The sequence below is a fragment of the Brevibacillus sp. SAFN-007a genome, assembly GCF_051967035.1.
Classification (GTDB): domain Bacteria; phylum Bacillota; class Bacilli; order Brevibacillales; family Brevibacillaceae; genus Brevibacillus.
In genome coordinates this window covers 150,969-163,166 of the sequence record NZ_JBQCKK010000003.1, presented here as the reverse complement: position 1 = coordinate 163,166, position 12,198 = coordinate 150,969, and the positions used below count along the sequence as shown (strand labels likewise).

The following is a 12,198-nucleotide window of genomic DNA, read 5'->3' as shown; positions in this document are numbered from 1 at the left end:
TCGTATGAACAAGCCGCCGTCGTTTGAAGAGGGCCTGTTGCAATATGTGGAAGAGCTGAAGGACGAGAGCGAGATGACGGAAAAGCAGCGCAATATTTTGCGGGCCTCCGTCAAGCTGTTCGCGGAAAAAGGCTTCCATGCCAGCTCTACCTCGGAGATCGCCAAAGAGGCGGGAGTGGCGGAAGGGACGATTTTCCGCCATTACAAATCGAAAAAAGACATTTTGCTCGCCGTCGTGGCACCCGTGCTGGTGAAATTCGCAGCGCCGTTCATCTTGAAGGACGTGCGTGAGATCTTCAAGGAGCAGGCGCAAAAGCCGTTTGCCGAAATCGTCACGGAGCTGTACCGAAATCGCCTGAACCTCGTCGTCGCCAACGAAAAGCACATTCGCATCTTGCTCCAGGAGGCGTTTTTCCACGATGAGATTCGGGAAGCGCTGATCGCGACCGTCTTTGAGGATGCCAAAGTGATGGCGCAAAAGCTGATCGAGGCAAAGGTAGATGCGGGCGAGCTGCGTCCGCTGCCGAGCCAGGCAGTCTTTCGCGCCGTGCTGTCCGCAATGCTCGGCCTGGTGCTGTTCCGCCAGGTGCTGGACAAAGAGGACTATGCCACGTTCAGCGATGAACAGCAGATTGCCATGACGGTCGATATTTTGCTGAACGGAATTGGGAAATAAATTTTTCAGGATGTGTCTGAAAACCAAATACTATGCGTGAACAGCGGTGGGAACAATTAAGGACATGTTCCCGCCCCATCAAACCGAACGGCCGTCAAAATTGAGCGATCATCCCATTCTTAGGATCGCCCGAAGTGGTGCAGCTTGGCGAGATTTGCCGGAAGAACGTCATGGGTCATGGAAAACGGTCTACAGTCGTTTTTGCAAATGGCTCAGAAGCCATTCGAAATTGGATTACTGCTGTAATACCCCGATCATATTTTAAATGATAAAAGGCGCTAAAAAGCGCCTTTGCCAACAGTGTCTCTCCTAGTAAAGTTCATTTTTCGTAACATGTAATGTCAATTTGCAGATATCTTGCCTGCCTATTAAAAATCAAATTCTAGATAATCGCTTTCCCATGATGATTCTATGGGATCGTGTAACCATCCATCAGTCCAATTTACCTCAGCTTCAAAGTCTATTTGAGCATCATTGTTGGTAGGGAATCTAAACGTTGCGCCTCCCGAAACATTGGAGACTTGTTCTTCGATAGCTCCTGAGAAATCCCAATACCATCTGCCATAAGTATTGCTTTTGTCTTCCATATCTAAATCATCCCACTCTTGTTCCCAAGTCATACCAGTAGATAAACCGCCAGCACCACCGCCAATAGAATAGCTAGAAGAACTTGAATTGCCAACATTTGTTGGTTTGTGTTCTAACATCTTTACTGTACTGCTATTTCCATCTTCATCGTACCCTCTTACTTTAATTTCTGCATCTAGCGTTTCGTAGTCTTCGTAGTCCTCATCGTTTTCTTCATCTAGTAAAAATGCACCTGGCACAATGTGGGCAGTAACATTACCTATAGCATAATAGTTGCCTGCGTCTATCGCTTTCCTGGCTTTAAAGTTCATGTATAAATCACCGTACGGAGGTGTGAGATCGCTAACCTGGTCACTATCTACGGTCTTCCATCCATAATTTGCCAGATTTTGGGATGGATAATCTTCTTCAGATTTATCACTCTCTTCAATAAACTTTAGATGCTCTTTTGTAACCGCAACAATTTTGGACTCAATTACTTCTTTTTTGTTTACGTTTTTACGCTTTTTATATCCTTTTAAGTCGACAAAAATATGATCGGTCCCAGTTATAATCGCGCCATTCTGGTTTTTCCCAAACCAATATATCTTATAATCTGCGTCTTTAGAGTTTACCTTTTCAACATTCATTATTAAATCATATTGGTCAGCAAGCTCCTGTACATCTACACTTTTCGAATGATCCAGAATCAGCACGCTTGGTGAGTTACTTTTGCTGCGGGCAGAGTTTTTGTTCTCCTTAATAGCTGTTTTCTCCATTTCCTTGATATTTGCATGGACATTTTTTAATTTCTTGTTTACGAAATCTTCTCTAATTTCAAAGCTACTGGCGTTGACAATGTTTACATCAAAGGAATCTTTAGCAAAAGAAACTTGATTTGTTGCTGAGCTAAGTAACAATAATGAGCCTAAAACAGATGTAGCGACAATTCTACCTACATACTTCACTTAAATTCCCCTCCGTATATTACAATTTTTTACATTCAAACCATATCAGATAAGAATGTAATCTGTCAAATTGTGTATATTTTTCCTCTGTTTGCAAGATTTGATGATTAGGCATTACAATAGTTACATGTCTTAGGAAGGAGGGGTCGGTAATGAACAATAAAATACTCCAGCTGTTTTTAGTATTGATGTTCACAATTATTATCTATGTTCTCGCGCACACCATATCCTATGTTAAGAATGAGCCGATTTCTGGTCTCTTGGCGCTATTGTCAGCGATCCTTTTTGTTAATTTACTTTTTGGGAATAAGAAGGTTTGATGCGTCTTGATTTACTTTTGCATCTAGATCAGGAACAGAGCTTTTTTAGTGATACCAGTGTCATGAGAAGGCACTGGTTCCGACTCCCATGGCAATGGTCGTGCAAGGCGTTTCAATCCGGAAAGTAACCCAGATACGGAAGAACTTTGTGGAACCTCTTTTTCAAAGACTACGATTTCCGAGCTTTGCTAAGGGTTGGACGAAGAGATTCAACAGTGGAAAGGGGAATGTAAATTTTTTTGTGTTAATGAGTTTTTAACAGGCGGATGGTTACGTTGGCGGCTTTTTCATGGAGGGGCGGACATGATAGGCTCGTTTGCCATGCGATGCATGGTTGGCTGGCATCGCCCCATCGCAAGAAGTCATGCCCGCAGAGGCTCTATGTCAAGCCGACTCAACAGTTGGGTTATGCGGACAGTTTGCCTTGCAATTGATCTCCAAAGTGGATGGCCCCTTTGTGATAATGGTAGCCCGGAACTGGAATCTGCCAAATAAAAGCGGATGACTTTGGCCCAACCGCTTACCGGGGCGCGGCGCAGAGCCGCTCTTCTTTTTGCCCGAAAACAAAAAGCGAGTGATGGCCGCCGTTAGACCCAGCCTGCTGCAAACCATTTGGCGTATCCCGCGTTGTCATCTACAATGGATGAGAACGTTTCAGCAGCTTGAAGCAGAGGTAAGGTGGTGTCACTGATGAGAAAAACGCTTGTGCTGGCGGAAAAGCCATCCGTCGGCCGCGATATCGCGAAAGTATTGCAGTGCCAGAAAAAAGGGAACGGCTTTTTGGAAGGAGATCAATATATTGTAACGTGGGCTTTGGGGCATCTTGTGACCTTGGCCGATCCGGAGGCGTACGGGCAGCAGTTCAGCGCGTGGAGAATCGAGGATTTGCCGATTTTGCCGTCTCCGTTGAAGCTCGTCGTCATCCGCGAGAGCAACAAGCAGTTCCAGACCGTGAAGCAGCAAATGCGACGAAGCGACGTCAGCCAGATTGTGATTGCGACAGATGCCGGGCGCGAAGGCGAGCTGGTCGCCCGCTGGATCATCGAGATGGCGCACGTGCAAAAGCCGATCAAGCGGCTGTGGATTTCGTCTGTCACCGACAAGGCGATCCGCGACGGCTTTCGCAACCTGAAGGACGGAAAGCAGTACGAAAACTTGTACGCTTCTGCTGCCGCCCGCGCAGAGGCGGACTGGCTCGTCGGCATCAACGCGACACGCGCCTTGACGTGCAAGTATAACGCCCAGTTGTCGTGCGGACGTGTCCAGACGCCGACACTCGCCATGGTGGCCGCCCGGGAAGAAGAGATTCGCCGCTTTACGCCGAAGCCGTTTTTCGGCTTGCGCGCCGTGGCAGAGCAGGCCATTTCGCTGCAATGGCAAGATCAGAAGACGAAGGACGTCAAAACGTTCTCCAAAGAACGGGCAGACGAGCTTCTCGCCGCTTTGAAGCAGGAAAAAAGCGCGGAGATTGTCAATGTCACCCGCACGCACAAAAAAACGTACGCCCCGCAGTTGTACGATCTCACCGAGTTACAGCGGGAGGCCAGCCGGATGTTTGGCTATTCGCCCAAAGAAACGCTGTCCATCATGCAGCGCCTCTATGAGCATCACAAGGCAGTGACCTATCCGCGGACCGATTCCCGCTATCTCTCGTCCGATATTGTCGAGACGTTGCCAGACAGGCTCAAGGCTGTGCAGATGAAGCCGTATGCGCCGCTTGCGACGAGAATCTTGCGTTCGCCGATCAGGGCGGCCAAATCGTTTGTGGACGACAGCAAGGTCTCCGATCACCATGCCATTATCCCGACGGAACAAACGGTGTTTCTCGGCGATTTGAGCGATAAGGAACGCAAGATTTTTGACCTGATCGTAAGACGCTTTCTGGCCGTTCTTTTGCCTCCGTTCGAATACGAGCAGACAACGATTCAGGCAAACATAGGCGGCGAGCTGTTCCTCGCCAGAGGCAAGACCGTGCTGGCTCAAGGCTGGCGGGAAGCCTACGACCACGATATCGAAGACGAGGAAGCACAGGATGGGCTGGCGGAGCAATGGTTGCCGAAGATCGAAAAAGGCGCTCGTCTCGCCATCCAGAGCATGTCCCAAACGAAGGGCGAGACGAAACCGCCGGAGCCGTTCACGGAGGCCACCCTGTTGTCCGCGATGGAAAATCCGGCGAAGTACATGGCGAACGAGAGCAAGGAGCTTATCAAAACGATCGGCGAGACAGGCGGGCTTGGTACCGTCGCGACCCGTGCCGATATCATGGAAAAGCTGTTTAACAGCTTCCTGTTGGAGAAGCGCGGCAAGCATATTTACATCACGACAAAAGGCAAGCAGCTGCTAGAGCTTGTTCCCGATGAGATGCAATCGCCGACGCTGACCGCCCAATGGGAGCAAAAGCTCGCCGCCATCGCCAAAGGGAGCCTGCACAAGCGCGCCTTCATCGAAGAGATGAAAACGTACGCGCGAGAGGTCGTCCAGGAGATCAAAAACAGCGACAAGACGTTTCGCCACGACAACCTGACGAGAAGCAAATGCCCGGAGTGCAGCAAGCTTCTGCTGGAAGTAAACGGGAAGCGCGGCAAAATGCTCGTCTGCCAGGATCGGGAATGCGGCTATCGCAAGAGCATTGCCAAGCAGACGAACGCCAGATGTCCGAAGTGTCACAAGCGACTGGAAATGCGCGGCGAGGGCGAAGGACAAATGTTCGTTTGCGCGTGCGGGCACAGGGAGAAGCTGTCGGCGTTCAAGGAGCGGCGTGAAAAGGAAAAGGGCAGCAAAGTGTCCAAGAAGGAAGTCGCGAAGTATTTGAAAGCGCAGGAGAAGGACAGCGACGAAGGCATCAACTCCGCGTTAAAGGACGCGCTCTCCAGGTTTACATTCGAGTAGCTCACCAGCTATTTGGCGTGCACCCCTTACCGTCAGACCAGGAAACATCCGAGATTGACGGATGAACGGTAAGGGGTGCATTTTTATGGGTTCGTGGGCCGAATCGCGTGGAGATGAACCATGAGAGACGGCTGTATCTGCCGCGTTATGCTCTGGACAGCAAGTTTGTTCGGCTGCACGGGGAAATCGGAAGAGAGCGTACTCCCTCCAAGTTGAATCCGGTATGTGGGATCAGATACATGTTTGCTACCCCTTATAGTCCGGCACAGTATATGATGTTGCACATCAAATAATCCGCAGGCGCTGACGGGGTGTTCTTTTGCTGAACAGATTCGCAGAAAATAAATTTTTATAGATAAACGAACATTTTCTCTCTGAATGGCCTATAGAAAACCTGCGGTGGAATGGTATAATTGCAAACAACTTTTTGCTGTTTGCTGTTGGAGGAGAGAAAACCATGCATTTGTATTCAGAGAGAGAATGGCACCTGTATCGGGAAAAAAACAAGGACCGTGCGCGCATGCTGATTTCCTGTCCGGATCGCGCGGGCATCGTGGCGGCGGTCTCGAATTTTTTGTTTCAGCAGGGCGCAAATATCGTCCAGTCTGACCAGTACACGACAGACCCGGAGACAGGCCGCTTTTTCATGCGAATCGAATTTGATCTGGTCAACCTGCAGGAGCGTTTCGAGGCGATCAAGGCGGAGTTTGGTCAGGTTGCCGACAGCTTCGGCATGGATTGGTCCCTGGTCGAAGCGAACAAGCGGAAGAAGGTTGCCCTGTTTGTTTCGAAGGAAGACCACTGTCTGCTGGAGCTGTTGTGGCGCTGGAAGTCCGGCGAGCTGCACGCGGATATCTCTGTTGTGGTCAGCAACCACCCGGACATGCGGGAGACGGTGGAGTCGTTTGGCATCCCGTACCGCTGCATTCCGGTGACGAAGGAAAACAAGCCGCAAGCGGAACAAGAACAGCTGGCGGCGGCAGCGGGCGTCGATTTGATCGTCCTGGCGCGCTACATGCAGATTTTGTCACCGCGCTTTCTTACGGATTACGCGATGCGGATCATCAACATTCACCATTCGTTTCTCCCTGCCTTCGTGGGGGCCAAGCCATACGAACAGGCGTATCGCCGCGGGGTGAAGCTGATCGGGGCGACGGCGCACTACGTCACTGAGGAGTTGGACGCCGGTCCGATCATCGAGCAGGACGTGCAACGCGTCACGCACCAGGAGGACGTCGAGGCGTTGAAGCAGCTCGGCCGCCAGGTGGAGCGTACCGTGCTGGCGCGTGCCGTCCGCTGGCATCTGGAAGACCGGGTGCTGGTGTACGGTAATAAGACGATTGTGTTTCCGTAAAAATGGTAGCGGGCAAAACGGCTTGATTGTTTTGCCTGGTTTGCTGAATACCAACAAGCTTCCCTGCCCTGGGAAGCTTGTTGCACGAAAGCGGAAGCTGTTGTTGATCGCGTTAGCCGTCCAAGTGGCGGAACCGCCCAACGTGTCCAAAAATTCTGTGGAATTGCTCTCGATCATCGAGTAAGATCAGGATAGCCCTGAATTTTCCAATAGACAATCCTTACAAGAAATAAGATATGGCTTGAGTGAGAAGAGTCGATTGAGATAGAAGAGTCTTTCTTCTTCTGGTGCGAATGTGAAGCGCACACGAATTCCCTGGGAGATTCGCACCCGAAAAACAGGTGAAATGTCTGTTTTTTGTCTGCTTTCACTACACTTTGTTAACGTATGAATGAATTTAGGCGAATTTTGATTACAAATATGAAAATGAAAGCATATTTGGGTTAAAAATTCGCTGTCGCATCCTACGCGGATGCGTGGATTGAAATTCCCCTTTATAAAAAATAAAAAGCCCGCGCTTGGCGGGTCGCATCCTACGCGGATGCGTGGATTGAAATAACAAGGCAGCTGCGATGATTGCGGCCTTGGAAAGTCGCATCCTACGCGGATGCGTGGATTGAAATAATACCAACGATCAGTGCGTCTTTCACTTGCATAGGTCGCATCCTACGCGGATGCGTGGATTGAAATCCCACATACTCCACCTGTTTTTTGCCTGTTGTCGGTCGCATCCTACGCGGATGCGTGGATTGAAATAGCGAAAACTTTCGCGCGCTGGTCGAAGTGCCTCGTCGCATCCTACGCGGATGCGTGGATTGAAATATTTTCGGCCCGACCAGGCGGCGTCGCCTCTACAGTCGCATCCTACGCGGATGCGTGGATTGAAATACGGCTTGGAGAATGGCATCAGAGTAGCTCATTCGTCGCATCCCGCGGATGCATGCATGAAAAGAAAGCTATCTCAAAACAGCAGCAAATAACCTTATGTACGGTAATACTTGACGGCATCGCCCCTCTTTTTGCTTTTCTCCCGACATCCATACACCGGCGCAGGCACGGCAAGCAGATCAGACCAGCGGCTGCGCCGACTGGTCTGCCCATCTGCCCCTTATCTGCCCCTCTAAAGACGCCACAATCAGTCAGCGCCGTGCGTTTTCTTGAAAATGTGGTACTCCAGGGTCAAAAATTTCATCCCGAACAGCCACATCTCGTGAAGCGCTCCCAGGCTCCCTTTTGGCGATGCCGGGTCCTTCCATACCGTGATCGTTTCATTGATCGGAAGGCGGATCGCTTTCTGGTCGAGCACGAGGTATACGCCTTGATCGCCCGGAGTTCCTTCCTGTAGCCAGGAGGTTAATACGAGCGTAGAGTCCGATCCATGCCGCAGATGCAAAATGCTGGTCATCTGCGCGTGCGGAAGCGGGAACGCGATGTTCATATAACGCGCGCCTGCTGACACATGCGTGGAATACAGGGCGGCGTAAATCGCCTGCTGCGATGCCGTGTATGTCCGCACCCAGGCACGGACAGCGGATCGGCCGTCCTTTTCGTCCTGGATGGGGAGGATGGCGCTTTTCACCTGCAAGTCGCTCGTCTCCGCCTCCAGCGGGAAGTTCATCTGCTCCAGGCGGTGGCTGATCTGTTTGTAAAGTTTGGCCGGCAGTCGAAACGCTCTGCTCCAGTTGGGCGTCAGATACAGCTCGTAGTCGTCGGTATGCTCATAAAAATCGATAATATCCGGGTCGAGCCGTGCAGGGTCAAAGTGATCGCTCCGGTACTCGCGCATATCGTCGATGAGCCCGGTTGGCACTTTTGGCGGCGTCAGGTCAAGGACAGACAGCCTGGCAAAGACGTCAGAGCCGATTTTTCCCCTGCCTTGCAAGCGGCTAAACGGAATTCTCACCGTCTCCTTGTCCATCAAGGTGGCGTGCCATGCCAGCACCCCGAAAAAGCAAAACAGCACGGCATTGCCCCAGCCATGGAAGGCAATCATCGTCGAGATCGGCACGATCGATTGCCCGATCCACTCGCCAAATCCGTACGCGACGGCAAGCGCCATCGTTACCCAGATAGCGCCGCTTGACAGCAGGTGAAAGCCCTTTGTCCAGCGCGTTGCTTTCGGAATCACGCGGGTAAACACGAGCACGCTGTAGAGGACCAGGGACGCGGTAAAGACGAGGACAGACAGCCACTCCATCAGCGGGGAGTACGTCATGCCAAGCGCGATCAGGATCGGCGCCATCCCGCCGAGCGCCACGATCAGGCCGGGCACGGCCTTTTTCGTTTGGCTGTCGTACAAAAAACCGAACAATATCGGCGCGACAAAGCCGGCGTAATGAAAATGATTGACCGTAAGCAGCATGATTAGCCCGTCAAAGCCGAGCAAAGGCACGCCGAATTGATGCGCCACCAGCCAGATTCCGCCAATACTGATGTACAGAAAGCCGATCGCCCAGGAGATTGTTGCCAGATTTGCGGATTTGTTCAGGAAAAGCAGGGCGCCACCAACAGCGATGGAGAGAGTGACCAAAGCCCAGGGCAGGGAAAGCAGCCCGGCCACTGCCCCCGGCGGCAGCACAAAAGAACCTGCCAAGGTGAACGCGCCAATCGGCATCAGATAGATGAAGAGGTTCAAAAAGGAATCGGGCGTGTGCGTTGTCGATTCAAACACGCGGTACAACGTCAACGGCACGACTACAAAGGCGGCGAACAAAATGATCCGCTCCGTTTGGTCATAGTAGGGAACCAACCAGAGAAGAAGCCAGAGCAAAAGTCCGGTCGGAACGTACGAATGGATGATTTGGTTTCGGCGATTGGCCAAGATGGATTCCCTCCGAACTACGGTAAAATTAGCGAGGTACGGTTGCTTCCAAGCTAAGCAGGTCGGTGGAGCTATGGGGCGCCGTTGCTCGCGCTCGGGGACATCGTCCCCTGGATGCCAACATGGAACCGCTATACGCATGTTGGCTAGATGAGCATAGAGGGCTGTCCGGCCTATACGGCGTCCATGCCGCAGCGCTTCTGCTCATCGCCGCAGGTGGAGCGTCAGACGAAGGCGGGAGAGTCTGGAAAGCGTTCCTTGAGCGCAGCGAGGACGCGAGCGATGGCCGCTTCCTTGTCCGGGCCGTGCAACAGCATGTGATTGGAATGCTCGTACCAGGTGATGTGCGGCGACGCGGACGCGTCTACGCTTTTGGCGAGCAGCTGTGCGCTGATGGCCTGTACCGTATCATCCCGCTTCGCCTGTAGCAAGAGGTACGGTGTCTTGATTTGCCCCAGGAGAGGCTTCGTTTCCGCCAAAAGTCGGCGAAACTCCAGCATGCTGCTCACAGGGATTTTGCGGATGCTTCTTATGTAGCGGCGCGAATGGGTAGGGAAGTCCTCGCGCAAATAGTGCAGGGCTTCCTTTACGTCCCAGTACTTGTAAGGAGTGTTGATCGTCACCAACAGCTCGACCGGATAGCGGGTCGTCAGATGAAAGCCGAGCAGACCACCCATGGAAAACCCGATCACGACGAGCGTATCTGCGCGCATGGAGAGGCGTTTGTAGCCTTCTTCAGCCGAGCGCAGCCAGTCTTTGCGGGTGCTTTGGGCCATTTGACGGCGAGTCGCCCCGTGTCCTTCCAGAGTCGGACACTCGACCTGGTATCCAGCCTCGCGTAGCGCTTTGGCGAGGGGCAGAACGTCGTTGATGTCTCCGGCGAATCCGTGGATGAGCAGACAACCGATTGTTCCTGACATGTCGATCTCTTCCTCTCAAATGCTGGAAATTTGCTTTGTGTACGTATTATATACCGAATGCGGGCGGGAAGCGACTGCGCGAGTGCAGCTTGCGAGTGAAAGCAAAAAGACCCCATCCGGGTAGGATGAGGCCGATTTTGTGAAAATGGCAAGCAGGCATGAGGCTGTCAGGTGCAGGGGGCAAAGGCTTACAGACCAATCGTTTTCAGTTCGGGCGAAATGATGAGCTTCGGCTCGGTGCACGCCTGAATGTCTTCCGGCGTATAGCCTTCCGCGACTTCGACCAAAAGCAGGCCGTCCGGCGTCACATCGAGAACCGCTCTGTCCGTGATAATCCGGTTGACCACTTTTTTGCCAGTGAGCGGGAGCGCGCACTTGTTCAAAATTTTCGTCTCGCCATATTTGTTGACGTGGTCCATGATGACGACGATTTTTTTCGCGCCGTGCACGAGGTCCATCGCTCCGCCCATTCCTTTGACCATCTTGCCGGGAATCATCCAGTTCGCGAGGTCTCCCTCGGCAGAAACCTCCATCGCGCCGAGAATGGCGAGATCAATGTGCCCGCCGCGAATCATGGCAAACGACTCGGCGCTGGAGAAGTAAGCCGCGCCGGGAATCGCCGTGACGGTTTCTTTTCCGGCGTTAATCAGATCGGGATCGAGTTCGTCCTCGGTCGGGTAGGGGCCGATACCCAGCAGGCCGTTTTCCGATTGCAGCACGACGGTTTTTCCTTCCGGGATGTAGTTGGCGACGAGTGTAGGCATCCCGATTCCCAAATTCACGTAAAAGCCATCCTCGATTTCTTTGGCAGCCCGAGTGGCAATTTGCTCACGAGTAAGCGACATATCTGTTTCCTCCCTTGAATGACCTTTGTCTATGATCGTAGCGTAGCGATTCACAGCTTAGGAGCGGACCGTGCGCCGCTCAATCCGCTTTTCAAACGACGGAGCCTGGATCAGACGCTGGACGTACACGCTTGGCGTATGGATGTGGTCCGGATCGAGTTCGCCGGTTTCCACGATTTCTTCTACCTCGGCAATCGTAATTTTTCCGGCGGCAGCCATCATCGGATTGAAGTTTTGCGCCGTTTTGCGGAAGACGAGATTGCCCATCTTGTCGGCCTTCCATGCTTTGATGAGCGCAAAATCGCCCGTGATCGCATGCTCCAGCAAATACTCCTTGCCGTTGAAGACACGTGTCTCGCGGCCTTCCGCAATCGGAGTGCCGACGCCCGCAGGCGTGTAGAAGGCAGGGATACCGGCGCCGCCAGCGCGGATTCTTTCCGCCAGCGTGCCTTGTGGCGTCAGCTCGACTTCCAGTTCGCCCGAGAGAAATTGGCGCTCGAATTCCTTGTTTTCCCCGACGTAGGAGGAAACCATTTTTTTGATCTGCTTTTCGCGCAGGAGCAGGCCCAGGCCCCAGTCATCCACGCCGCAGTTGTTGGAGACGACCGTAAGATTTTTCACTGCTTTGTCGCGCAGGGCGATAATCAGATTTTCCGGAATGCCGACCAGTCCGAAGCCGCCGACCAAAAGGGTCGCTCCATCGTGAATATCTGCCACGATCTCCGCATAAGAAGAGTAAATTTTTGCCATGACGATCACTCCCACCATGAAAAAATGTCAGTGTACACGCGTAAGGCATGCCCTGTAAGCGCTAACAAGCAATCGGACAATTGCTTGA

At 52.3% G+C, this 12,198-nt stretch carries 8 protein-coding genes, 2 pseudogenes and 1 CRISPR repeat array; of the genes and pseudogenes, 5 read left to right on the top strand and 5 right to left on the bottom strand.

The window, feature by feature from the left end; all coding sequences use genetic code 11:
* Window positions 1-4 precede the first annotated feature (4 nt).
* Together ACTHO6_RS06045 and ACTHO6_RS06040 are read left to right on the top strand one after the other, a co-directional pair.
* A complete protein-coding gene (locus ACTHO6_RS06045) occupies window positions 5-676 on the top strand; it encodes a TetR/AcrR family transcriptional regulator (RefSeq protein ID WP_440240419.1) in 672 nt (223 codons plus the stop codon).
* A gap of 64 nt (window positions 677-740) precedes the next feature.
* Window positions 741-896 (top strand): annotated as a pseudogene (locus ACTHO6_RS06040) (transposase); the annotation flags it as partial.
* Window positions 897-1,044: 148 nt separating this feature from the next.
* Here ACTHO6_RS06040 and ACTHO6_RS06035 read toward each other — a convergent pair.
* Window positions 1,045-2,211 (bottom strand): hypothetical protein, encoded by a 1,167-nt coding sequence (locus tag ACTHO6_RS06035; RefSeq protein ID WP_440240417.1) that lies wholly within the window; start codon window positions 2,209-2,211, stop codon window positions 1,045-1,047.
* 372 nt (window positions 2,212-2,583) lie between these two features.
* Here ACTHO6_RS06035 and ACTHO6_RS06030 point away from each other — a divergent pair.
* From ACTHO6_RS06030 to purU, 3 genes and pseudogenes are all read left to right on the top strand, one after another.
* Window positions 2,584-2,720: pseudogene (locus tag ACTHO6_RS06030) on the top strand (transposase); the annotation flags it as partial.
* A gap of 501 nt (window positions 2,721-3,221) precedes the next feature.
* Window positions 3,222-5,420, top strand: coding sequence for a DNA topoisomerase III (locus ACTHO6_RS06025; protein WP_440240415.1), 2,199 nt, complete (start codon window positions 3,222-3,224; stop codon window positions 5,418-5,420).
* A gap of 457 nt (window positions 5,421-5,877) precedes the next feature.
* Entirely contained in the window at window positions 5,878-6,774 is an 897-nt protein-coding gene (gene purU / locus ACTHO6_RS06020) for a formyltetrahydrofolate deformylase (protein ID WP_440240413.1), read from the top strand.
* Window positions 6,775-7,230: 456 nt separating this feature from the next.
* Window positions 7,231-7,662: a CRISPR direct-repeat array (repeat unit 32 nt; unit sequence GTCGCATCCTACGCGGATGCGTGGATTGAAAT).
* 247 nt (window positions 7,663-7,909) lie between these two features.
* Here purU and ACTHO6_RS06015 read toward each other — a convergent pair.
* From ACTHO6_RS06015 to ACTHO6_RS06000, 4 genes are all read right to left on the bottom strand, one after another.
* Window positions 7,910-9,595 (bottom strand): YndJ family protein, encoded by a 1,686-nt coding sequence (locus ACTHO6_RS06015; RefSeq protein WP_440240411.1) that lies wholly within the window; start codon window positions 9,593-9,595, stop codon window positions 7,910-7,912.
* A 224-nt stretch (window positions 9,596-9,819) separates the two neighbouring features.
* Complete coding sequence (locus tag ACTHO6_RS06010) at window positions 9,820-10,515, bottom strand: alpha/beta hydrolase (RefSeq protein ID WP_440240409.1); 696 nt, start codon at window positions 10,513-10,515, stop codon at window positions 9,820-9,822.
* Window positions 10,516-10,703: 188 nt separating this feature from the next.
* On the bottom strand, window positions 10,704-11,360 hold the full coding sequence (locus ACTHO6_RS06005) for a CoA transferase subunit B (protein WP_440240407.1): 657 nt from the start codon (window positions 11,358-11,360) through the stop codon (window positions 10,704-10,706).
* Window positions 11,361-11,417: 57 nt separating this feature from the next.
* Entirely contained in the window at window positions 11,418-12,110 is a 693-nt protein-coding gene (locus tag ACTHO6_RS06000; RefSeq protein WP_440240405.1) for a CoA transferase subunit A, read from the bottom strand.
* Between the last annotated feature and the right edge of the window lie 88 nt (window positions 12,111-12,198).

Excerpts from the sequence above, each read along its gene's own strand:
- ACTHO6_RS06045 (WP_440240419.1), top strand. The coding sequence starts at position 5 with ATGAACAAGCCGCCGTCGTTTGAAGAGGGCCTGTTGCAATATGTGGAA.
- ACTHO6_RS06025 (WP_440240415.1), top strand. The coding sequence starts at position 3,222 with ATGAGAAAAACGCTTGTGCTGGCGGAAAAGCCATCCGTCGGCCGCGAT.
- purU (WP_440240413.1), top strand. The coding sequence starts at position 5,878 with ATGCATTTGTATTCAGAGAGAGAATGGCACCTGTATCGGGAAAAAAAC.
- ACTHO6_RS06010 (WP_440240409.1), bottom strand. The coding sequence starts at position 10,515 with ATGTCAGGAACAATCGGTTGTCTGCTCATCCACGGATTCGCCGGAGAC.
- ACTHO6_RS06005 (WP_440240407.1), bottom strand. The coding sequence starts at position 11,360 with ATGTCGCTTACTCGTGAGCAAATTGCCACTCGGGCTGCCAAAGAAATC.
- ACTHO6_RS06000 (WP_440240405.1), bottom strand. The coding sequence starts at position 12,110 with ATGGCAAAAATTTACTCTTCTTATGCGGAGATCGTGGCAGATATTCAC.